Origin of the sequence: Acuticoccus kalidii, from assembly GCF_021556395.1 — a bacterium.
Lineage (GTDB): Bacteria > Pseudomonadota > Alphaproteobacteria > Rhizobiales > Amorphaceae > Acuticoccus > Acuticoccus kalidii.
Genome location: NZ_JAKGCS010000019.1, coordinates 14,103 through 36,198, shown reverse-complemented (window position 1 = coordinate 36,198; position 22,096 = coordinate 14,103). Strand labels below are relative to the sequence as shown.

Sequence of the window (22,096 nt, the reverse complement as noted above, 5' to 3'; positions counted from 1 at the left end):
GGATCCGCGATGACCATCATCAACTGCGACATGGGTGAGAGCTTCGGGCTCTACAAAATGGGCGACGACAAAGCGCTCATGCCGCTGATCAGCGTCGCCAATGTCGCGTGCGGCTTCCACGCGTCCGACCCCAACCACATGCGCGAGACGGTGCTTCTCGCCAAGGCGCACGGCGTCAAGGTCGGCGCGCATCCCTCGCTGCCCGATCTTCAGGGCTTCGGCCGGCGCGAGATGAAGATGAGCCGCGAGGAGATTGCCAACGCGCTCATCTATCAGATCGGCGCCCTCGCCGGCTTTCTGCGCGCCGAGGGCATGGAGATGAGCCACATCAAGCCGCACGGTGCGCTCTACGGTATGGCCGCGCGCAACGAGCATGTCGCGAACGCCGTCGCCGACGCGGCGGAGATCTTCGACCTGCCGGTGATGGGAATGACCAACACGCTGCACGAGGTGATCTACCCCTCGCGCGGCCTCAAATTCATCGCCGAGTTCTACGCCGACCTCGATTATGGCGATGACGGCTTCATCATCATCACCCGCACCCACGAGGCGATGGACCCGGCCGAGGCGGCCGATCGCTGCCTCCAGGCCGTGCGCGACGGGACGACCAACACGACCACCGGCCGCGAGATCAAAGTGAAGGCCGACGCGATCTGCGTCCACTCCGACACGCCGAACGCGGTCGAAATCGCCAAGGCGGTGAAAACGGCCGTCACCCCCTGGCTCGACGCCGCCTGATCCTTGGGCGGCCCCCTTTTTCAACGAGAACACGCTGGAAACGACGATGGCAGAAATCCGCTCCCCCCTTCCGGGCACCTTCTACCGCAAGCCCGCGCCCGATCAGCCAGCCTTCAAAGAGGATGGCGATACGGTCGCGGTCGGCGACGTGATCGGCCTCGTCGAAGTGATGAAGACCTTCACCGAGGTGAAGTCGGAGATCGCCGGCACCATCACGAAATTCGTCGCCGACAATGAGGAGCCGGTGACGGCCGGAATGGTGCTCGCGGAGGTCGCCTCCTAAGTGGCGATCGAGACCCTCTTCATCGCCAATCGCGGCGAGATCGCGGTGCGGATCATCCGCGCCGCGCGGCAACTCGGCATCAAGACCGTGCAGGCTTATTCCGTCGCCGATGCCGAAAGCCTCGCCGTCAAGATCGCCGACGAGGCGGCCCTCATCGGACCGCCTTCGGCCGCGAAATCCTACCTGTCGATCGACAATATCATCGAGGCGGCGAAGGCCGCGGGCGCCGACGCCGTCCATCCGGGCTACGGCTTCCTCGCCGAGAACGCGACCTTTGCAGCGCGCGTCGCCGAGGCCGGTCTCACCTTCGTCGGCCCGTCCGCCGACGTCATCTCGAAGATGGGCGACAAGGTCGCCGCCCGCGAGGCCGCCAAGGCTGCCGGCGTTCCGACGGTTCCCGGCAGCGAGGGCCGCGTCGCCTCGCTCGAGGAGGGACGCAAGATCGCCGATTCCATCGGCTATCCGGTGATCATCAAGGCGGCGGCCGGCGGTGGCGGCCGCGGGATCCGCGTCGCCAATGACGGCGCGGAGTTCGAGCGGCTGTTCTCCCAGGCGAGCGGCGAGGCCGCGGCCGCCTTCGGCGATGGCGGTCTCTATGTCGAAAAGGTCGTCCACCCCGCCCGCCATGTCGAGGTCCAGATCCTCGGCGACGGGACGCGGGCGGTCCACCTCTTCGAGCGCGAATGCTCGCTTCAGCGCCGTCGCCAGAAGGTGTGGGAGGAGGCCCCCTCCGCCGCGCTGCCGGCCACGGTGCGCGAGGCCCTCACCGCCTCCGCCGTCCGCCTCGCCGAGGCGGTGGACTATTCCGGCGCCGGCACGCTCGAATATCTCTATGACGAGACGAGCGGCGACTTCTATTTCATCGAGATGAACACCCGCATCCAGGTCGAGCATCCGGTGACGGAGATGATCACCGGCATCGATCTCGTCGGCGAGATGCTGAAGATCGCCGGCGGCGGCGCCCTTCCCCACCGGCAGGACGAGATCGTCCGCCGCGGCCACGCGATCGAGGTTCGCCTCAACGCGGAAGACCCGGCGAACAATTTCATGCCCTTCCCCGGCCGGATCGACGCGTTGCGGCTGCCCGGCGGGCCGGGGGTGCGGTGGGATTCGATGCTCTATCCGGGCTACGAGGTGCCGCCCTTCTACGATTCCCTCCTCGGCAAGCTCATCGTCTGGGACGAAACGCGCGAGGCGGCGCTCGACCGGCTCGGCGCGGCGCTCAGCGAACTCACGATCGGGGGCCTCAAGACGACGCTCCCGCTCTTCACCGCGCTCCTTAAGGCGCCCGAAGTCCGGCGCGGCGAGGCGCACATCACGTGGCTTGAGACCTGGTTGGACGACAATGCCAAACACCTGTGACGGAGAAGCTTGAATGAGCGCACGCTACAGTTTCGGAGGCGACGAACAGATTTTCGTCGAGGTCGACGAGGCGATGAGCCTCGACGCCTTCTTCAAGTCTCTCGCCATCACCAACGCCGTGCGCGATGCGGACATCGACGGCGTCACCGAGATCTGCCCCGCCAACGCGTCCTTCCAGATCGGCTTCAATCCGGACAAGATCCACCCGGAGGCGCTGCTCGAGCAGTTGAAGTCGATGGAGAGCGTCGCCGACACGGCCGAGTCGCGCCTCACGACGCGCATCATCGAGGTTCCGGTCTTCTACCAGGACCCCTGGACGCACGAGACGCTGATGCGCTTTCGCGAGCGCCATCAGGATCCCTCCGGCTCCGACATCGAATATGCCGCGCGGATCAACGGCTATGCCTCGGTGGAGGACTTCATCACCGCGCACTCCGCTTCGCCCTGGTTCGTGTCGATGGTGGGCTTCGTGTCGGGCCTGCCGTTCCTCTATCAGATGGTCGAGCGCGCCCGGCAGATCGAAGTGCCGAAATATCTGCGCCCCCGCACCGACACGCCGAAACAGACGGTCGGCTATGGCGGCTGCTTCTCGTGCATCTATTCGGTGCGCGGCGCCGGCGGGTACCAGATGTTCGGCATCACCCCGATGCCGATCTTCGACCCAACCCAGAGCGCGCCCTATCTGCGCGATTTCATGGTCTTCTTCCGCCCCGGCGACATCGTGAAGTTCGAGCCGATCGACCGGCCGACCTACGACCATCTCCTCGCCGAGGTCGAGGCCGAGCGCTTCATTCCGAAAATGGCCGAAGTCACCTTCGATCTCGCCGACTTCAACAAGGGGATCGACGCCTACAACGCCAAGCTCCTGGAGGCGCTGAAATGACCGTTACCGTCATCAATCCGGGCCTTTTGACCACCATCCAGGATCTCGGGCGGCCGGGCTATTTCCATCTCGGCATTCCCGTCGGCGGGGCGATGGACCGGCGCGCGCTGATCGCGGCGAACCTTCTCGTCGGCAATGACGAGGGGGCGGCCGGGCTCGAAGCCGTCTTCATGGGGCCGGAGCTCGAATTCGCCGACGACCGGATCGTCGCCGTTTGCGGCGCGGACCTTCCGCCGAAGGTCGACGGCACCGAGATGCCGACCTGGACGAGCTTCCGCGTCAAGGGCGGCCAGCGCCTGACCTTCGACTATCTGAAGAGCGGGGCGCGCGCCTATATCGCGATCTCCGGCGGGATCGATACGCCGCTCGCGCTCGGCAGCCGCTCGACCTACCCGATCGGCGCGCTCGGCGGCTTCAAGGGTCGCGCGATCGCGGCGGGCGACGAGCTTCCCCTCGGACCCTCCGATCTTCCGAAGGACGGCCGCTATATCCCGACCGAGCTGCGCCGCATCCCCACCGGAGACGTCGAGCTGCGGGCTTTGCCGGGGCTTTATATCCACCGCATCACCGCGGCCTCGCAGACCGCCTTTTTCGAGGACACCTGGACCGTCGCGCCCGAGGCCGACCGCATGGGCTACCGCTTTCGGGGCGGCCGGCCGATGGAGTTTGTCGAGCGCGAACAGCCCTTCGGCGCGGGCTCCGACCCCTCCAACATCACCGATGCCTGCTATCCTTACGGCTCGATCCAGATCCCCGGCGGCACGGAGCCCATCGTTCTCCACCGCGACGCCGTGTCGGGTGGCGGCTACTTCATGGTCGGGACGGTGATTTCCGCCGATATGGACTTGATCGGACAGCTCCAACCGAACAAGACGGTACGGTTCGTCGCCGTGACGATGGACGAGGCGCTCGCTGCACGCCATGAACAGCGGGCAGAGTTCGCCAAACTACGCGATTCAATCGCCTGAGGACCCCTTATGACCACGCGATCCGCTCCAGTTCTCGCCGACCGCCTTCTGACGCCCAGCCTCGCGCGCAACGTGATGCTCGCCGTCGCCGGCTCCCTCGTGCTGTGGGTTTCGGCGAAAGTGCACGTCCCGATGTATCCGGTGCCGATGACGATGCAGACCTTCGCCATCACGGTGATCGGCATGGCCTTCGGCTGGCGTCTCGCCGCGGCGACCGTCGCCCTCTATCTCGCCCAGGGCGCGATGGGCCTTCCGGTGTTCTCCGGCACGCCCGAGCGCGGCCTCGGCCTCGCCTACATGATGGGCCCGACCGGCGGTTATCTGATCGGCTTCTTCCTCGCCGCCGTCGTCACCGGCTGGCTCGCCGAGCGCGGCTGGGACCGCCGCGTGTCGACGACGCTCGCCGCGATGACCATCGGCACCGCCATCATCCTCGCCACCGGCACGCTCTATCTCGGCGCGCTCATCGGCTGGGACAAGCCTGTCCTCGCGCTCGGCCTCACCCCGTTCATCGCCGCCTCGATCGTCAAGATCGCGCTCGGCACGGCGGTCATGCCGTTCGCCTGGAACCTCATCGAGCGGTTTTCCCGCTGAGCGAGGCCGGACGGATGCGCAGAACACGCGTCAAGATCTGTTGCATCCGCTCCGTGGACGAGGCTGCGCTCGCCATCGCGGCGGGCGCGGACGCGCTCGGCTTCGTCGGTCCGATGCCGACGGGAGTCGGCCCGATCCCGGACGACACCACCCGGGCGATCACCCCCCATGTGCCCGCCCCGATCTCGCCCTGGATCCTCACCTACGAATCCGAGCCGGATGCGATCCTCGCCCACGCCGAACGCTGCGCCGTCGCGACGGTGCAGATCGTCCAGCACGTCGATCCGGCCGTCCATGACGCGCTCGAACGACGCGCGCCGTGGCTGCGGCGGGTCCAGGTGATCCATGTCGAAGATCGCGGCGCGGTCGACATCATGGCCGCCTATGGGGCCGGACCGCACACCTTCCTTCTCGATTCCGGCCGCCCTTCGGTCGACGAACTCGGCGGCACCGGCCGCGTCCACGACTGGGACGTGTCGGCCGCCTGCGTCGCCTCGGTGACGACGCCGGTCTTTCTCGCCGGCGGACTCAACCCGTCGAACGCGGCCGACGCGATCCGCAAGGTGCGTCCCTTCGGGCTCGATGTCTGCACGGGATTGCGGCCGAACACGGCGTTGGATCCGGCCCGCCTCACCGCCTTTTTCGACGCGATCCGGGCGGCGGACGACGCGGTCTACGGGGCCTGACGGGCCGGGCCGCCACCGGCCTCAGTTATCGCCGCTCAATTCGGTGAACATCGCCACGCGGCGCACCACATCGCGCCGCCGGTTGACGCCGAGGCGGGCCATCGCCCGCTCCCAGATCGCGTCCACCAGCGCGACATGGATCTCCTCGCTCCGCGCGAACGCGGCCTGCGTGTCGCCGCGATAGATCGCATAGACCGCGCGCGCCTCGATATCGGCGAGGCCATATTGGCCCTTGATCCCGTCGATCACCCGGCCTCTCGCCCCCGCCTCGCGGCTCAGATGCACGATCACGGCGTCGAGCGCGCCGCCGGCGAACTTCTCCGCGCCCGGCATGCTCGCCGTGCCCCATTGGCCGCCGACATGCGCGATCGAGGCGAAGATCTCCCCATCCGCCTCCGGCCGCGACAGCCGCAAGCGCTGCGGCTCGCCGGGATTGTCCTGCGCGCCGACGACGGTCGCGATGATGTGCGCCTCGAGCTGCGGATCGTGCGCGCGGAGCCGGCCGTGGGAATCGACGAAGACGTGGCTTTCGGCGCAGAGCGCCCGCGCCGCGGCATTGATCGCGACGACGGCGGCGCTCCCCTTGACGAGGATCGCGGCCGTCGGCAAAGCCGCGACGATGGATGCGATCCCCTGGAGCCGCGCGTTGGCCAGCGCCTCGCTCGCCAACGCGTCGAGATCGGAAGCGGCGCCGGCCGGAGGCCTTGAGGGTCCGGCGTCCATCATGTCGCCGGGCGTGTCTGCCAACGGTTCGTCGGTGCATCGGTCATCGACCGAATTCGCACGATCCTCCATAGCGCCTCATCGCATTCAAACAGTGTCGCCTCGCCCGGCCGACGCCGGCAAGGACGAGGTGTGCCCGTCCCATTCGTCAATCAAGGCGAGTAAATCGACTTTACTCAAAATCGATCCGTAGGACGCAAATTTTGCGGCAACTTTTTACAACTTTCCGTATGCCGTGGCGTGGAAACCCACGGCAATCGACGCTGGCTCCCGGCCTAGCCGCTGCGTTGGCGCTCGGTGCGGCGGCGCAACAGCTCCATCATCGTCAACAAACCGATCGACAGCGCGACCAGGATCGAGGCGAGCGCCAGGATCGTCGGGCTGATCTCCTCACGCAGCCCGGAGAACATGCGCACCGTCATCGGCGTCTGCTCCGGTCCCGCGAGGAAGAGGACGACGACGACCTCGTCGAGCGAGGTGATGAAGGCGAAGAGGCCGCCCGCGATGATGCCCGGCAACAGCAGCGGCAGGATGACCTTGAAGAACGTCGTCACCTGGTTCGCCCCCAGCGACTGGGAGGCGCGAATGAGCTGATTGTCGAAGCCGGAGAGCGCCGCCGTCACGGTGATCACCACGAAGGGCGCGCCGAGGACGACGTGGGACATGATGATCGAAAAATAGGTCTGCGACAGGTTCGCCCGCGCATAGAACGCAAAGAGCGCGGCCGCCGTGATGATGAGGGGCACGATCATCGGCGAGATGAGGAAGGCGGTGATCGCCGCCCGCGCCGGCATCTCGCGGCGTGACAGGCCGAGCGCGGCAAGCGTGCCGAGCGTCGTCGCGATGATGGTCGAGGTGATCGCGATGAAGAACGAGTTCTGGATCGACCGGATCCACTCGCGCGACGACAAGAGGTCGTCGTACCAGCGCATCGAATAGCCGTCCGGGTTGAACGTCAGCATCTCTTTCGTGAACGTGAAATAGGGCGTCGCGTTGAACGACAGCGGGATGATGACGATGATCGGCGCGACCAGAAAGAAGAAGATCAGGCCGCAGATGATCAGATAGGTGCGGTGCCAGACACGCTCGAGGCGGGTGGCGTGATCGGGAAGAGCCATCGGATCACCCAAACTTCAGGCGCTCGACACCGACGAGGCGGTTGAAGAGCCAGTAGAGGACGAGGACGCCGACGAGGAGGATCGTCGCGAGGGCGAGCGCGAGACGGAGCTGGGAGAGCGAGCCCGTCATCCGGTCGGCAATCAGGTTCGAGATGAAGATGCCGCCTTCGCCGCCGACCAGCGCCGGGGTAATATAGTACCCGATCGCCAGAATGAAGACGAGCAGGACGCCGGCCGCGAGCCCCGGAATGGTGAGCGGCATATAGACGGTGAGGTGCGCCCGCAGCGGCGTCGCGCCCATCGACCGGGCCGCGCGGGTGAGGCTCGGCGGAATGGTCTTCATCACCGAATAGAGCGGCAGGATCATGAACGGCAGCAGGATGTGCGTCATCGCGATGATGGTGCCGATCCGGTTGTAGATCAGCCGCATGCGGTCATTGTCGTCGACGATTTGGAAGAAGACGAGGAAGTTGTTGACCACGCCCTCCTGCTGCAACAGCACGATCCACGCCGACGTTCGCACGAGAAGCGAGGTCCAGAACGGGAGCAGCACCAGGATCATCAGGAGGTTGGCGCGTTTCAGCGGCAGCGTCGCGAGGAGATGGGCGACCGGATAGCCCATCAGGATGGTGAGGATCGTGATGAGCCCGCTCATCCACGCGGTCTGCCAGAAGATCGACCGATAGACCTGGAGATTTTCCGGCCGGGGCACGATCTCGCCCGCCTGATCATATTCGTAGTCGAGCGCGCGCAGATAATAAGCCGGCGTGATCGTACGCGTCTCGCGCTTGATCAGCGTCCACAGGCGCGGATCGCCCCAATCGTCGTCATCGGCGAGGAGCGCCTCCTTGAACGGCGCCTGGAACTCGTCGGCATCGCGCATCGCGCCCATCATGGTGGAGCGCAGGCCCGGCATGTCGGTGTTGAGGCGGGCGGCGACGCGGCCGATGGTGGAGCGTCCGCCATTCTTGAGGTCTTGCGCCATCGCGGCAAAGACCTCTTCGCTCGGAAGCCCCTCCCCGTCCCAATCGCCGATTGCGGCGCTGGTGTTGGGCAGGTTGTTCGCGACCTCGGGGTTCATCACCGAGCGCGCCATCATCTGAACGATGGGAATGGTGTAGGTGAAGAGCAGGAACACGAAGAGCGGCGCGACCAACAGGAGCGCGTTGCGCCGCGCCCGTCCGTTCGCCTTGCGCAGAGCCGCCTTGAGGGGCTTGCCGTCGGCCGTGGTCAGTGGCGCGGATTTGCTGGCGGTCTGATTGAGACCCATTCCGGGGGAAACGGCTGCATCGGTCATTGCGCGCTGTCCTTGTCGCTCGTCCCCAGGAGGGGGACCGCACACCCCAGACGATCGGTCATAAGCAAAACGTCATCCGTCGTTCGCCGCATCAGGTTCGGGCGCACCACGCCCGTCGGGGAAGGTGGGGCGGCGACGCGCGCCGCCCCGTCGCTCTCGCTTAGGAGGAGAGCCAGGCGTTGAAGCGCTCTTCGATCGCGTCGCCATAGTCGGCCCAGAACTCGACGTCGAAGCGAACGGCGTTCTGGAAGTTCTCCGGCGAGGTCGGCATGTGGGGCTTCATGTCCACGCCCGTCGCCTCGTGATTGCCGACGAGCGGCACCGAGGATTCACGCGCCGGCGCATAGGCGATGTACTTCGCCTGATCGGCGAGGCGCTGCGTGTCGGTGGCGAAGAACAGATAGTCCTTGATCTGCTCGAGATTGTCGTTGTCGACCGGGACCACCCAGCCGTCGACCTCGAACATCTGACCGTCCCACATGATCTCGAACGGCTGGTCCTCGTTGACCTGCGCGTTGAAGATGCGGCCGTTATAGGCGGAGGCGATCGTCACCTCGCCGTCGGCGAGGAGCTGCGGCGGCTGCGCGCCGGCCTCCCACCAGATGACGTTGCCTTTGATCTCGTCGAGCTTGGCGAAGGCGCGGTCCTGGCCCTCTTCCGTCGCGAGGAGCTCATACACCTCGTCGGCCGGAACGCCGTCGGCCATCAGGGCCCATTCGAGATTCTTCTGCGGGATCTTCTCCAAGGAGCGCGTGCCGGGGAACTTCTCGAGGTCCCACACGTCCGCGATCGTCTTCGGCCCACCGTCCGGGAAGGCGTTCGTGTTGTAGGCGAACATCGTCGCATAGAGGATCTGCGGCACGAAGCAGTCGCCGGTCGTCCCCTCGATGAAGTCCTCGGACGCCGGGGTGCCGTCGGGTGCGGGGGCGAGCCACTCGTCGAACTCGATCTCGACGAGCAGGCCCTCGTCACAGGCGCGCTGCGCGTCGGACTGGAGCATGTCGACGACGTCCCAGGTCACATTGCCCGCCTCGACCTGGCTGCGGATGCCGGCGAGCGCCTGGTTCGACTTGTCCTCGTGGAGGATCTGAACGCCGGTCTTTTCGGTATAGGGCTCGTCGTAGGCCTTGAGCTGGCTCTCAGAATAGGCCCCGCCCCAGGACACGATCGTCAGGCTGTCCTGGGCGGTCGCTGCGGTAATCGCCATGGCGGACGCCGCGGCCGTGAGTGCTAGTTGCTTCAGCAAAACTCGTCTCCCTCTTGTTCCTCGCACCAGCTTGGACGCCGGTGATGTGCATTCGGCCCCGCCGGGGAGCCGGCCGTTATGTCAGGTCGCGATCGGATCGAGCGCGTGGCAGTCGGCCGTGGACCATCCCACCGTGACGGACGCGCCCTCGGTCAGACCCGTACTGGAGCCCCGGTTGGGCACCTTGACGATGAATTGGTCGTTGCCCGCGACCGTCAGTCGGGCCCGGATCGTCTCCCCCAGATAGATGAGCTCTTCGATCCGGCCATCGAGCGTATTATCGGTGCCCTCCGGCCCGATATACACGCGCTCGGGTCGCAATGACAATGTTGTGCGCGAACCTTCGCCGTCAACGTTGACGGCCGTCGCATGAACCGTCGCCCCGGTGTCAAGCTCGACTTCGCATTCCCCGTTGATCACCTTTGATACGGTTCCAGAAAGCTTGTTATTCTCACCGATAAATTGCGCAACGAAGGAATTCGTCGGATTCTCATAGAGCGTTTCGGGCGGAGACAGCTGTTGGATCACCCCGTCATTGAAGACGGCGACCCGGTCCGACATCGTCAGCGCTTCGGTCTGGTCGTGCGTCACGTAGACGATCGTGACGCCCAGATTGTCGTGGATGTGCTTGATCTCATACTGCATCTGCTCGCGCAGCTGCTTGTCGAGGGCGCCGAGCGGCTCGTCCATCAGGACGAGATTGGGCTCGAACACCAGCGCACGGGCGACGGCGACGCGCTGTTGTTGGCCGCCCGAGAGCTGCGCCGGGCGGCGGCCGCCGAAACCGGACAACTCGACCATGCCGAGCGCCCGCTCCACCCGGTCGCGGATCTCCGATTTCGACATCCCCCGCACCTTGAGCGGATAGGCGAGATTCTCCCCCACCGTCATGTGCGGGAATAAGGCGTAATTTTGGAAGACCATGCCAATGCCCCGCTTGTGCGGCGGAAGTTGGCTGATGGCCTTGTCGTCGAGGTAGATTTCACCGTGGGTCGGCGGCTCGAACCCTGCCAGCATCATCAAGCATGTGGTCTTGCCTGAACCGGAGGGGCCCAGCATCGTCAAGAACTCGCCCTCTGCAATCTTGAGGTTGAGATCTTTCACCACGAGGGTCTCCCCGTCGTAGCTTTTTTGCACTCCGTCGAAGGTCACCGCAGCGCCGACGGATCGTTCCGCTTGATTGGCCAGAACCTGCCTCCGTTTCAATTTAGAGCAAGTACGGCACGCCGCCTTGCCGATCGTCAACCCTTCGTGGTCGGCGTCATCAAATCCGATGGAGACCGGCCACGTGTCACCGGTGCTCATTCGACGACATCCGGCGGTCAACCAACGGGTGTACTAGCAATGATCGGGCCAGGTTGCCTCCATGCCGATCGGCGGGAGGAGAACAGACGGCGGTCGGGCGAGAAAAATGTGTTCACATTGGGGCAATGGGTCGGGAACAAACGAACCCGGAGCCGAACAGAATATTTCGGATGCCGCCCCGGCCGCCGCAGCCATGACCCCGCGATCGAGCGCGCCGCGAGGCCGTTGCCGGCGCGTCGCGGCCGCGCGGATCGGCGTTCGGCCGGCGATCCGCCAATCCCCGGATTTTTGCCTCCGCCGGGGGCGGAGCGGCCCGGCGCGCGTTACGCCTCGAGATAGGCCGCCGCGGCGAGAACGTCGGATGCGCCGTCGACCGCGGCGCTCGTCAGCGCCGGGACGGTGACGAGCATCGCCTCGGCGTAGAATTGCGCCAGCGCGGCGCGGCGGCCCTCGTTGCCTTTGCTGGCGAGGAGAGCCGCGTTGCACAGATAGGCGCCACCGGCGGTCGTCCCCATGGCGCGCAGGAACGGCGTCGCCCCGGCGAGCGCCTCGTCGAGTTCGCCGCGCGCCATTTTCTCCTGCAACGCGTGCGCCGCGCTGGCCACCGCCTCGATCGCCACGTCGAGTCGCTGTGCGAGGCCCGACAGCTCCAGCCGGTTCGCGCCGCGCGCCCGGTGTGCGATCTCGGACAGCTCGTCGAGATAGGCGGTCAGAACGCGCCCATCCTCGAGGCCGATCTTGCGCCGCACGAGATCGATCGCCTGAATGCCGTTCGTGCCCTCGTAGATGGGGAAAACCCGTGCGTCGCGGTAATATTGCGCCGCGCCGGTCTCTTCCACGAAGCCCATCCCGCCGTGCACCTGGATGCCGATCGAGGCGACCTCGACGCCGATATCGGTCGAGAACGCCTTGGCGATCGGGGTCAAGAGATCGGCCCGCGCCTGCCAGAAGGCGGCATCGGATCCACCAGCGCAGGCGCGGTCGATGGCGACGGCACAGGAATAGCAGATGAAGCGCGCCGCCTCCGTCAGCACCTGCATCGACAACAGCATCCGCGCAACATCGGGATGCGCGATGATCGGCACCGAATCGCCGCTCGTCGCCCCGCTCGCCCGGCCCTGGCGCCGCTCCTTGGCGAAGGCGAGCGCCTGCTGGCGCGCCCGCTCCGCAATCGCCATGCCCTGGACGCCGACTTGGACGCGGGCGTTGTTCATCATCGTGAACATCGCCCGCAGCCCCTGGTGCGGCGCGCCGATCAGGTAGCCGATCGCGCCCTCCCCCTTGTCGCCATAGGCCATGGTGCAGGTCGGCGAGGCGTGGATGCCGAGCTTATGTTCGAGGCCGACACAGGTGACGTCGTTGCGCGCGCCGAGCGTCCCATCCGCTTCGACGAGGAATTTCGGCACGAGAAAGAGCGAAATGCCCCGCGTGCCGTCCGGCGCGTCCGGCAGGCGGGCGAGAACCAGGTGGACGATGTTGTCCGAAAGGTCATGCTCGCCATAGCTGATGAAGATCTTCTGGCCGAACAGGCGATACCGATCCCCGTCCGGCACCGCGCGCGTCTTCAGCGCGCCGACATCCGAACCCGCCTGCGGCTCGGTGAGGTTCATCGTCCCCGTCCACGTGCCGGCTATGAGGTTCGGCAGATAGAGCGCCTTCAGCTCCTCAGAGGCGTGCGCCTCCAGCGCCTCGATCGCGCCGACGGTGAGGATCGGGTTGAGCGCGAACGACGCGTTCGCCTGGTTCCAGATGTCGCAAAGCGCGGTCTGGAGCGCCATCGGCAGGCCCTGCCCGCCATGCTCCACATTGCCGGTGAGTGTGCCCCAGCCCCCGTCGATCCAGAGGCGATAGGCCTCGCGCCAGCCGGGCGCCGTCGTCACCACGCCGTTTTCGAGGCGCGTCGGCTCGCGGTCGCCGACGGCGTTGAGGGGCGCGAGCGTCGTCTCGGCGAACCGGGCCGCCTCGCCGACGATGGCGCGCACGTCCTCGGCCCCGAGATCGGCCCCGATACCGGCATCGCGCGCCGCGCCGAGACCGGCGACCTTCTCGAGCGCGAAGACGATATCTTCGACTTGGGCCTGATAGGTCATGATGTCCCCCCCGCTCCGCCTCTTGCTTTGTCCTCTACTTACCGCGTCCCGAGGCGGGACGCATCCGCCGCCGGCATTGGCAATCTTGTTGGGCGCGGTCGCACCCGTTATCTGTCCGTCGAAGCGACCATCCGCGACGACCGCCCGACGCCGGCCACGTTCCGATCGACAGACCCAATTCCTTGCGACATTTGACCCAGCCCCACGCCATGCCCACTCCGTGCGCCCTCTATCCGCCGCGACGCGCCGCCAGAGCGGCCCGCGCCGCCATCCGGGGTGGGTGCTGACATGGCCGCCCTCACAACGGCCACGATCGCGGCCGAGCCGATGCACGAGGCGGTCGACCGTGCGGTCCTGGTGCTCGCGAAGGGCGGGCTCGTCGCCCTTGCGACCGAGACCGTCTATGGCCTGTGCGCCGATGCCACCTCGCCCGCCGCGGTCGGCGCCGTCTTCGCCGCGAAGGGCCGGCCGGCCACCAATCCGCTGATCGTCCATGTCGCGAGCCTCGAGGATGCGGCGCGCTTTGCCGAGATTTCGCCGGCGGCCGCAGCGCTCGCCGCCGCCTTCTGGCCAGGACCGCTGACCATCGTCTTGCCGCGCCGGACGGATGCCGCTCTTGCCGACACCGCCTGCGCGGGCGGACCGACGGTCGCGCTGCGGGTGCCGGACGTACCCCTCATCCGCGCCGTCGCCGCGCGGATCGGCGGGCTCGTCGGCCCGAGCGCCAACCGGTCGGGCCGCGTGACGTCCACCTCCGCCGCTGCCGTCGCGGAGGAACTCGATGGGCGGATCGACCTCATCGTCGATGGCGGCCCCTGCCCGATCGGGGTCGAATCCACGGTGATCGACATGAGCGGCCCCGCGCCCGCGATCTTACGCCCCGGCGCGGTCGCGGCGGACGAGATCGAGGCGGTCATCGGCCCGCTCGCGGAGCGCCCCGCCCCGATCGGCGACGGACCGCTCCGCTCGCCCGGCCTTCTTTCCTCCCATTATGCGCCCCGCGCGCGCCTCCGCCTCGATGTCGAGGCGGCCGATGTCGCGCCGGACGAGGCCTGGCTCGCCTTCGGCGACGAGACGAGCCGCGCCGCGCCGGAGCGGACGGTGCGGCTGTCGCCAACGCGCGATTTGCGCGAGGCCGCGCGCATGCTCTACGCTGGCCTGCGCGCCCTCGACGCCACCGGCGCCGCGGTCATCGCCGTCTCCCCCATCCCCGCGGACGGCATCGGCGCCGCGATCCGCGACCGCCTTCAGCGCGCGGCAGCGCCCCGCCCCGAGCCCAGCGAGCCCCATCCATGACGACGCTGCTCTACACCGACCCCGCCTTCGCGCGCCACGAGACGCCGCGCAATCACCCGGAGTGCGCGGCCCGCATGGCGTCGGTGGAAACGGCTTTGTCCGGTCCGCAATTCGCCCATCTCGATCGGCGCAGCCCGACCCCGGCCCCCTATGAGGCGATCGCCGCCTGTCATCCGTCGAGCTATATCGACACCCTCACCGCCGCGATCCCGGACAGCGGTATGATCGCGCTCGATGCCGACACCCATGTCGGCCCCCATTCCTTCATCGCCGCCCGTCTGGCGAGCGGCGGGGTGATCAACGCCATCGACGCGGTGATGGCGGACGAAGCGCGGAACGCGTTCATCGCCTCCCGTCCTCCCGGCCATCACGCCGAAACGGCGCATCCGATGGGGTTCTGCCTCATCAACCATGTCGCGATCGGCGCGCGCCATGTGCAGAAGGCGCACGGGATCGGCCGGGTCGCAATCGTCGATTTCGACGTCCATCACGGCAACGGCACGCAGGACATCTTCGAGCGCGATGCCAGCGTCCTCTACGTCTCGACCCATCAGAGCCCGCATTATCCGGGCACCGGCGCGCCGACCGAGCGCGGCGTCGGCAATATCGTGAACCTTCCCCTCTCCGCCGGGACCGTCGGTGCCGCCTATCGGCACATCTTCGACACCGTCGCGATGCCCGCCGTCCGCGCCTTCGCGCCCGAATTCCTCATCCTCTCGGCCGGTTTCGACGCCCATGCCGACGATCCGCTCGGCGATATCCGCCTCCTGGAGGACGATTTCGTGTGGATCACCGAACGCATGATGGAGATCGCCGACGAGTTCTGCGGCGATCGCCTCGTGTCATGCCTCGAAGGCGGCTATGATCTCGCCGCGCTCGGCCGCTCGGCGGCGGCCCACGTTGCAACCCTCGCGAAAGCCTGAAGGATCACACCATGCCCGAAGCTCCCGCGCTCGCCGAAGCGAAGCCCGTCGAAGAGCTCAGCTTCGAAGCCGCGATGGGCGAGCTCGAAGCCATCGTCGACAAGCTCGAGAAGGGCAACGTCCCGCTCGAAGAATCGATCGCCTATTATGAACGCGGCGAAGCGCTGAAGACGCGCTGCGACACGCTGCTGAAAAATGCCGAAATGCGCGTCGAGAAGGTCCGCCTGAAGACCGACGGGACGGCCACCGGCGTCGAGCCGCTCGACGGGGAGTCCGACATTCCATTTTGACGCAGGCGCGCAGGGCGACGGGAACGGCCGAGCCGGTTTGTCGGTTTCCCCTGTAAATTGCCAAGGACGACAAGACGATGGCCGAAGACACATCCCGTTATGACACGATCCGCGCAGGGCGCGTGGTCGGCACGCCGGTGTTCAGCACCGAGGGCCAACATCTCGGCACCGTCGAGGATATCGTGATCGGCAAGGACGACGGACGCGTCCGTTACGCGATCATGTCTTTCGGCGGCTTTCTCGGGATCGGCGAGGAGTATCATCCTCTCCCCTGGGACCTGCTGCATTATGACGAGACGAAAGAGGGCTATGTCGTCCCCGTCTCGCGCGACCAGCTCGAAAAGGCGCCGCGCTTTCCCAAGCACGATGAGCCGAACTGGCAGGACGACACCTACCACCGCGACATCCACGGCTTTTACGGCCGCACCCTCTGGATCTGAGCGGCGCCGCGAAGAGGCCGACGACGGCGCTGAGCCCATGTCGCGCGTCGGCCCCGCCGCGGCGTCATATCAGGTGCGCGCAAAGGTCGTTTCGCTTAACTAGAATGTGGCTCGACAACAGGCTCGGGTCAGCGTAACGCGCCATCACTCAATTCGGTCATCCAGGCGGGTTCACATGACGACGGGCTCGGTCAGTATGCGGGCGGCGCTCGCCCCCGTCTCCGCGCTGCTCATCGGCGTCGGCCTTCTTTATCTCGGCTTCGGCCTGCAATCGACGCTTGTGCCCCTGCGCGCCGACGTCGAAGGCTTCAATCGGCTGTCGATCGGCCTTCTCGGCTCAACCTATTATGCGGGCTTCGTCGCGGGGTGCCTGTTCGCCCCGTTCGTGATCCTGCGCGCCGGCCACATCCGCGCCTTCGCGGCGATGGTGAGCCTCGTGTCGGCCGCCGCGCTCGCCTTCCCGCTCATCATCGGCGAGATCGAGTGGATTATCTTCCGCTTCGCCATCGGCTTTTGCATCTCCGGGATCCTCGTGATCGTCGAGAGCTGGCTGAACGAAAAAGCGACGAACGTCACCCGCGGCGTCGTCATGAGCACCTACGTCATCATCACCTATGTGACGATCACGATCGGGCAGCTCATCATCACCACGATGCCGGTGACGAATTTCGCCCTTTTCTCCTTCTGCTCGATCATGCTGTCGCTCGCCGCGGTTCCGGTGGCGCTGACGCGCGCGAGCCAGCCGGTGGCGATCCCCGTCGTGCGCTTCCGGCCGCACCTTCTCTTCAGTGTGGCCCCCGCCGCCTTCGCCGGCACCTTCACCAGCGGCGTGATGACCGGCTCACTCTTCTCGCTGGGCGCGATTTATGCCGTCGATGTCGGCTTCACCAAGAACGAGGCGGCGATCTTCGTCTCCGCCGCGATGGTGGGCGGCGCGCTCGGCCAGTACCCGTTCGGCCGCGTGTCGGATTTCGTGGATCGGCGCATCGTCATCCTCGTCGCCGTGGTGGCGACGGCGGCGGCGAGCTTCCTCCTCACCTTCTCCGACTTCATGCCGGCCCCGCTGATCCTCGTTCTCGGCCTCGTCGTCGGCTTCACGATGCTGCCGATCTATTCGCTCGCCGCCGCGCACGCGTTCGACTGGACGGAGCCCGACAACATGGTCGAGACGAGCTCGGCCCTCATCCTCCTCTATGGCATCGGCTCCACCGTCGGCCCGCTTTTGTCCGCCTTCGCGATGGACATTTTCGGCCCCGGCGGTCTCTTCCTGGTGATGGCGATCGCGGCGATCGGGCTCGCCGTTTTCATCATGGTGCGCGTCCTCACCCGCGAGCGCCCGGACGAGGAGATGCGCTCCGACTTCGACATCTTCTCCACCGCCCCCGTCGGCGGCGCGTTGACGCCGGAGCCGATCCCGGAGGACGACCCGCTCCTCGAAACGCCGTTCTTCGCGCCGAACCCCGGTGAGACCCTTCCGGACGAAGAGGCGAGCGCGGAGACCGGCGACGGCGACCAAACGCTCGAAGACGCCATCAGCGAGGGGGACCGACGGACGCACCCCCTACAAAAAGCCGATGCCGATGCCGATAGTGCGGAAAACGCAAAAGGCTGATCGAAATGAAGAGCGTACGGATGGTCCTATGGGGCCTCGTCCTGGTCCTCGGGGCTGTCGTGTCCGGGGTCTATGTCGGCAAGACCTTCTTCGGAGAACCGTCCGTCGACGCCGCGTCGTCCGTCGGCGCGGCCTTCCACCGCGCCCGCTACGAGAATGCCGGCGGCCCCTTCACGCTCACGAACTATGACGGGGAGACGGTCACCGAGGCCGATCTCGAGGGCAAGCCGCGCGCGATGTTCTTCGGCTTCACCCACTGCCCGGACGTGTGCCCGACCTCGATGCTCGACGCCCATCAATGGCTGGAGGCGCTCGGCGAGGACGCGGACAAGCTGAACATCGTCTTCGTCAGCGTCGACCCGGAGCGCGACACGCCCGCCCTCCTCAAGCAATATCTGAACGCCTTCGACGAGCGGATCATCGGCCTCACCGCCGACGACCCCGACGCCGTCCGCGCGATGGCCGACGAATACGGCATCTATTACGAAAAGGTGCCGTTCGCGAATGGCGGCTACACGATGAACCACACCGCCGACACGCTTCTCTTCGATGAGAATGGCGCGTATGCTGGTTACATCCCATATATGCAGCCGAGCGCGCGACAGGACGAATCCTTCGCCGCCGACACGCAGCAAAAAGTCGTCGCCCAGTTGAGAGATCTCGTCAACGAATGAACCCGGTCGCCAGCCTTTCCCTCGGCGCGTTCGCCTTCCTTCTGACGCTCGGCATCGTGATGTGGTCCGAGACGGCGGCGGCGGTGTTCGGCGCGATGGTGGAGGCCGGCTTCCTCCTCTGCCAATAGACGCGATGCGGCTCGATCAGCTCATGGTGGAGCGCGGCCTGTCGCGCAGCCGCAGCCAGGCGCGCGAGGCGATCCTACGCGGCGCCGTCACGGTCGACGGCATCGCCGCCGCCCGACCCGGCCAGCGCGTCGGCCCCGACACCGAGATCGTCGCCGAGGCCGACCCCTATGCGAGCCGCAGCGCCCACAAGCTGATCGCCGCGCTCGACCATTTCCACATCGATCCGGCCGGCGCCTTCGCGCTCGATGTCGGCGCCTCGACCGGCGGTTTCACCGACGTGCTCCTGCGCCGAGGCGCGGCCGAAATCGTGGCGCTCGACGTCGGCCACGGCCAGCTCGTCGAGGCGGTCGCCGCCGACCCGCGCGTCCATGTCATGGAAGGCGTCAATGCCCGCCACCTCACCGCGGACGATCTGCCCTATCGGCCCGATCTCGTCGTCGCCGACGTGAGCTTCATCTCGCTGACGCTGATTTTGCCCGCCATCCTCACCCTCACGGCGCAAACGGCGCGCCTCGCTTGTCTCGTGAAACCGCAATTCGAGGTCGGGAAGGACCATATCGGCAAAGGCGGCATCGTGCGCGAGGATGCGCCGGTGGCGGCGGTCCTTGCACGCATCGAGGCGATGATCGCAGCGGCCGGTTTCACCATTCTCGGCACGATCCCCTCGCCGGTGCCGGGCGGCGACGGCAACCAGGAATATCTCCTCGCCGCGGAGCGGACATGACGGTGGCGCTCGCAAAGACCGCCGAGCTCGCGCCCGCCGAGCGCGACAGGGGCCGCGCGGCCTGCCCCCTTTTCGGCCGCTGCGGCGGATGCTCGACCCTTCATATGGACGAGGCGGCCTATAGCGTGTTCAAGACCGGGCGCCTCGGCGATGCGCTCGCCGCGCGCGGCCTTGCCCCGCCGCTCGCCCCGATGCGCGGCGCCCCGCTCGCGAGCCGCCGCCGCGCGACCTTCACCGCGGTCGCGGGAGCGGGCGGCGTCACCGTCGGCTACCAGGCGGCCCGCTCGCACGAGGTCGTCGACGTCGCGGCCTGCCCGGCGCTCGCACCGGATCTCGGCGCGGCCCTTCCGGCGATCCGCGCCCTCGCGACGGGCGCCGCCGCCACGAGCGGCCGCGCGCGCGTCACCGCGACGCTGTGCGAAAACGGCGTCGACGTCGCGATCACGACCGAGAAGAGCGCCGCGAAGAAGCCGAAGCGCGGCAAGCGGCGGGACAAGCGCGCCCCCCCGCCCCCACTCGCGACGGACGACCCGCGCATCGTCCGCCTGACCGTGGACGGCGATCTCGCCTTCGCCCGCGAGACACCGATCGTGCGCTTCGACGGGGTCGCGATCCCGTTTCCGCCGGCCGCCTTCCTCCAGGCGAGCCTCGAGGGCGAAGCCCACCTCATCGCCCTCGTCAGTGAGGGCGCATCCGGCGCGGAAACGCTGTTCGACGGCTTTTGCGGCCTCGGCACCTTCACCGCGCCCCTCACCCGCTTTGCGAAGGTGACGGCTGCCGATGTCGACGGGCCCGCCCTCGCCGCGCTCGAGACCGGCCTTGCCCACGCGAGCGGCCGGCGCGGGGCGACGGTCGTGCGCCGCAATCTGATGCAAGACCCGCTGTCGCTCCCGGAGCTCGCCCGGTTCGACACCGTCGTCTTCGATCCACCGCGGGCGGGAGCGGAGGCGTTCGCCCGTTCGCTCGCCGCATCCACGGTCAAGCGGATCGTCGCGGTTTCGTGCGACCCTGGAACCTTCGCCCGCGATTGTGCGATTCTCGCCGAGAGCGGCTATGCGATCGAGGCCGTGACGCCCGTCGACCAATTCGTCGGCACGGCCCATATCGAGGCTGTGGCGGTTCTGAGGAGAGAATGATGCGGCCAGTCGAGCGGGTCGCCCTGCGGGCACGGTTCGGACTCATCCAGGCGGCGCGCGTCGGCTGGTACGCCTCGCAAAGCTATTCGGGAACACGCCTTGCCGCCCGCGTCGGGCAGGATCTTCCCCCCGTTCCGAAGCCCGTCATCGAAGCGGAGGCGGGCGTGCCGGACCGGGCCGTCCTCCTCTCTTATGTCCGCGATCTTCTCCTGCGCGATCTCGAGAACATCGAGAACGGCCTCTACCCCTATCCGCGCGACGAACCCGGCGGCCTTGCCGGCCTCGTCAAGCGGCGCCGGCTCTATCTCGCGGACCTGCCGAACATCATCCGCCGCCGCGCAACGCGGAGCCATCAGGAAATCGAGCGCGAGGCCAGCGGCCGGCCACGCTATTACATGCAGAACTTCCACTTCCAGACCGACGGCTGGATGAGCGAGGAATCGGCCGCCCTTTACGAGACCCAGGTCGAAACCCTCTTCCTGGGCGCCGCCGCCGCGATGCGCCGCCAGGCCCTCGTGCCGATCGCCGACCTCGTCCGGGCACGGGACCAGCGGCACATGCGCCATCTCGACGTCGCCTCCGGCTCCGGCGCATTTCTGCGCGACGTGCGGCGCGCCTTTCCGCGCCTCAATATCATCGCCTCCGATCTGTCGGAGCCCTATGTCGCGATGGCGCGCGGGGCAATCGGCTCGCGCCACGGCTCGGGTGCGATCGTCGCCGCCGCGGAGAACCTCCCCTTCGCCGACGGCGCGTTCGATCTCGTCACCAACATCTATCTGTTTCACGAGTTGCCGCCGAAGGTGCGCCCCCTCGTCGCCGCCGAAATCGCCCGTGCGGTGGCTCCGGGCGGGCGGGTCGTCATCGTGGATAGCCTGCAGACCGGCGACACGCCCGAACTCGACGGGCTCTTGGAGCTCTTCCCGCAGCTCTTCCACGAGCCATATTATCGCTCGTATCTGACGACGGACATCGCGGGATTGTTCACCGATGCCGGCCTCTCGCTCGAATCCATGTGGCCGGCGTTCGTTTCGAAGGTGTTCGTCTTCCGCAAGCCTCAAGGAGGCTAATGTCGTGTGTCCGTCACACGAATGGTGTATATGATACGGACATCGACACGTCGCCGAGGCAACGGGTACAGCACCCATGAAAGTCTTGACGGTTCAGGCGCGTAAGGTCGCCTTTATCTCCTTATCGGTCCTCTGTCTGACAGCGGGCCTGTTGACCGTGTGGACGCCGCTGCCGACCGGCGTTCCCCTGATCGCGATCGGGATCGTGCTTGCGGTCTCGGTCTCCTCGACGGCTCGGCAGATCCTCAAGAATGTGCGCTCGCGCTCCGGCGCCGTCGATCGAGGCCTCGTGTTCGTCGAAACGAAGACGGGCCGCAAGGTCGCGACGATGCTGAAGCGCACCCGCCCGCTCGCCCGCAAGATCGAGGCGAAAAGCGCCCTTCGCGCCGCCAACGCCGCGCTGCAATCGGCACGGGCGAAGGCCGGCGACAGGATGCATCCTCCCGAGGCCCCGCGCGCCTAAAGCGCGCCCATCCGGCGCCGGAACGGCCGTCCGCATCCGCCTCTCGGAA

The 22,096-nt window shown here is 67.0% G+C and carries 24 protein-coding genes; 18 read left to right on the top strand and 6 right to left on the bottom strand.

The annotated features are described in order from the left end of the window. Positions 1-9 precede the first annotated feature (9 nt). From L1787_RS12520 to L1787_RS12490, 7 genes are read left to right on the top strand one after another with little or no spacing between them, the layout of a single operon-like run. On the top strand, positions 10-738 hold the full coding sequence (locus L1787_RS12520) for a LamB/YcsF family protein (RefSeq protein WP_235709200.1): 729 nt from the start codon (positions 10-12) through the stop codon (positions 736-738). A 46-nt stretch (positions 739-784) separates the two neighbouring features. Further along, positions 785-1,021 (top strand): acetyl-CoA carboxylase, encoded by a 237-nt coding sequence (locus L1787_RS12515; RefSeq protein ID WP_235709199.1) that lies wholly within the window; start codon positions 785-787, stop codon positions 1,019-1,021. Further along, entirely contained in the window at positions 1,022-2,383 is a 1,362-nt protein-coding gene (locus L1787_RS12510) for an acetyl-CoA carboxylase biotin carboxylase subunit (protein ID WP_235709198.1), read from the top strand. A 13-nt stretch (positions 2,384-2,396) separates the two neighbouring features. Next, positions 2,397-3,266 (top strand): 5-oxoprolinase subunit B family protein, encoded by an 870-nt coding sequence (locus L1787_RS12505; RefSeq protein WP_235709197.1) that lies wholly within the window; start codon positions 2,397-2,399, stop codon positions 3,264-3,266. Further along, positions 3,263-4,234 (top strand): 5-oxoprolinase subunit C family protein, encoded by a 972-nt coding sequence (locus L1787_RS12500; RefSeq protein ID WP_235709196.1) that lies wholly within the window; start codon positions 3,263-3,265, stop codon positions 4,232-4,234. The genes L1787_RS12505 and L1787_RS12500 overlap by 4 nt, the downstream gene beginning before the upstream one ends. A gap of 9 nt (positions 4,235-4,243) precedes the next feature. Continuing rightward, positions 4,244-4,828, top strand: a complete 585-nt coding sequence (locus L1787_RS12495) for a biotin transporter BioY (protein ID WP_235709195.1) — start codon at positions 4,244-4,246, stop codon at positions 4,826-4,828. 14 nt (positions 4,829-4,842) lie between these two features. Next, positions 4,843-5,514, top strand: coding sequence for a phosphoribosylanthranilate isomerase (locus L1787_RS12490; RefSeq protein ID WP_235709194.1), 672 nt, complete (start codon positions 4,843-4,845; stop codon positions 5,512-5,514). Between the two features lie 21 nt (positions 5,515-5,535). On the opposite strand, the gene L1787_RS12485 is transcribed toward L1787_RS12490, so the two are convergent. From L1787_RS12485 to L1787_RS12460, 6 genes are all read right to left on the bottom strand, one after another. Then, a complete protein-coding gene (locus L1787_RS12485; RefSeq protein ID WP_235709193.1) occupies positions 5,536-6,261 on the bottom strand; it encodes a hypothetical protein in 726 nt (241 codons plus the stop codon). A 251-nt stretch (positions 6,262-6,512) separates the two neighbouring features. Beyond that, a complete protein-coding gene (locus tag L1787_RS12480) occupies positions 6,513-7,355 on the bottom strand; it encodes an ABC transporter permease (protein WP_235709192.1) in 843 nt (280 codons plus the stop codon). Positions 7,356-7,359: 4 nt separating this feature from the next. Beyond that, positions 7,360-8,652 carry an ABC transporter permease gene (locus L1787_RS12475; RefSeq protein ID WP_235709191.1) on the bottom strand — a complete coding sequence of 431 codons (1,293 nt, stop codon included), beginning with the start codon at positions 8,650-8,652 and terminating at the stop codon, positions 7,360-7,362. Between the two features lie 160 nt (positions 8,653-8,812). Beyond that, positions 8,813-9,859 carry an ABC transporter substrate-binding protein gene (locus L1787_RS12470; RefSeq protein WP_235709190.1) on the bottom strand — a complete coding sequence of 349 codons (1,047 nt, stop codon included), beginning with the start codon at positions 9,857-9,859 and terminating at the stop codon, positions 8,813-8,815. Between the two features lie 120 nt (positions 9,860-9,979). After that, positions 9,980-11,203 (bottom strand): ABC transporter ATP-binding protein, encoded by a 1,224-nt coding sequence (locus L1787_RS12465; RefSeq protein ID WP_235709189.1) that lies wholly within the window; start codon positions 11,201-11,203, stop codon positions 9,980-9,982. A 323-nt stretch (positions 11,204-11,526) separates the two neighbouring features. After that, the gene (locus L1787_RS12460; protein ID WP_235709188.1) at positions 11,527-13,293 is read right to left on the bottom strand and encodes an acyl-CoA dehydrogenase family protein; all 1,767 of its coding nucleotides are present in this window, start codon (positions 13,291-13,293) and stop codon (positions 11,527-11,529) included. Positions 13,294-13,581: 288 nt separating this feature from the next. Here L1787_RS12460 and L1787_RS12455 point away from each other — a divergent pair, with 288 nt between their 5' ends. The 11 genes from L1787_RS12455 to L1787_RS12410 all read left to right on the top strand — a co-directional run bounded on the left by L1787_RS12455 (position 13,582) and on the right by L1787_RS12410 (position 22,047). Beyond that, the gene (locus L1787_RS12455; protein WP_235709187.1) at positions 13,582-14,589 is read left to right on the top strand and encodes an L-threonylcarbamoyladenylate synthase; all 1,008 of its coding nucleotides are present in this window, start codon (positions 13,582-13,584) and stop codon (positions 14,587-14,589) included. After that, a complete protein-coding gene (locus L1787_RS12450; protein WP_235709186.1) occupies positions 14,586-15,512 on the top strand; it encodes a histone deacetylase family protein in 927 nt (308 codons plus the stop codon). The genes L1787_RS12455 and L1787_RS12450 overlap by 4 nt, the downstream gene beginning before the upstream one ends. Before the next feature lie 11 nt (positions 15,513-15,523). Continuing rightward, positions 15,524-15,802 carry an exodeoxyribonuclease VII small subunit gene (locus tag L1787_RS12445; RefSeq protein WP_235709185.1) on the top strand — a complete coding sequence of 93 codons (279 nt, stop codon included), beginning with the start codon at positions 15,524-15,526 and terminating at the stop codon, positions 15,800-15,802. A 77-nt stretch (positions 15,803-15,879) separates the two neighbouring features. Next, entirely contained in the window at positions 15,880-16,242 is a 363-nt protein-coding gene (locus tag L1787_RS12440; protein ID WP_235709184.1) for a PRC-barrel domain-containing protein, read from the top strand. Positions 16,243-16,417: 175 nt separating this feature from the next. Further along, on the top strand, positions 16,418-17,854 hold the full coding sequence (locus tag L1787_RS12435) for an MFS transporter (protein WP_235709183.1): 1,437 nt from the start codon (positions 16,418-16,420) through the stop codon (positions 17,852-17,854). 5 nt (positions 17,855-17,859) lie between these two features. After that, complete coding sequence (locus L1787_RS12430) at positions 17,860-18,528, top strand: SCO family protein (RefSeq protein WP_235709182.1); 669 nt, start codon at positions 17,860-17,862, stop codon at positions 18,526-18,528. Beyond that, on the top strand, positions 18,525-18,656 hold the full coding sequence (locus L1787_RS25740; protein WP_255720495.1) for a hypothetical protein: 132 nt from the start codon (positions 18,525-18,527) through the stop codon (positions 18,654-18,656). Before L1787_RS12430 ends, L1787_RS25740 begins: the two co-directional genes overlap by 4 nt. A 5-nt stretch (positions 18,657-18,661) precedes the next feature. After that, on the top strand, positions 18,662-19,381 hold the full coding sequence (locus tag L1787_RS12425) for a TlyA family RNA methyltransferase (protein ID WP_235709181.1): 720 nt from the start codon (positions 18,662-18,664) through the stop codon (positions 19,379-19,381). Next, the gene (locus L1787_RS12420; protein ID WP_235709180.1) at positions 19,378-20,517 is read left to right on the top strand and encodes a class I SAM-dependent RNA methyltransferase; all 1,140 of its coding nucleotides are present in this window, start codon (positions 19,378-19,380) and stop codon (positions 20,515-20,517) included. The genes L1787_RS12425 and L1787_RS12420 overlap by 4 nt, the downstream gene beginning before the upstream one ends. Continuing rightward, the gene (locus tag L1787_RS12415) at positions 20,514-21,584 is read left to right on the top strand and encodes a class I SAM-dependent methyltransferase (protein ID WP_235709179.1); all 1,071 of its coding nucleotides are present in this window, start codon (positions 20,514-20,516) and stop codon (positions 21,582-21,584) included. Before L1787_RS12420 ends, L1787_RS12415 begins: the two co-directional genes overlap by 4 nt. A gap of 76 nt (positions 21,585-21,660) precedes the next feature. Beyond that, positions 21,661-22,047 (top strand): hypothetical protein, encoded by a 387-nt coding sequence (locus L1787_RS12410; protein WP_235709178.1) that lies wholly within the window; start codon positions 21,661-21,663, stop codon positions 22,045-22,047. Positions 22,048-22,096 lie beyond the last annotated feature (49 nt).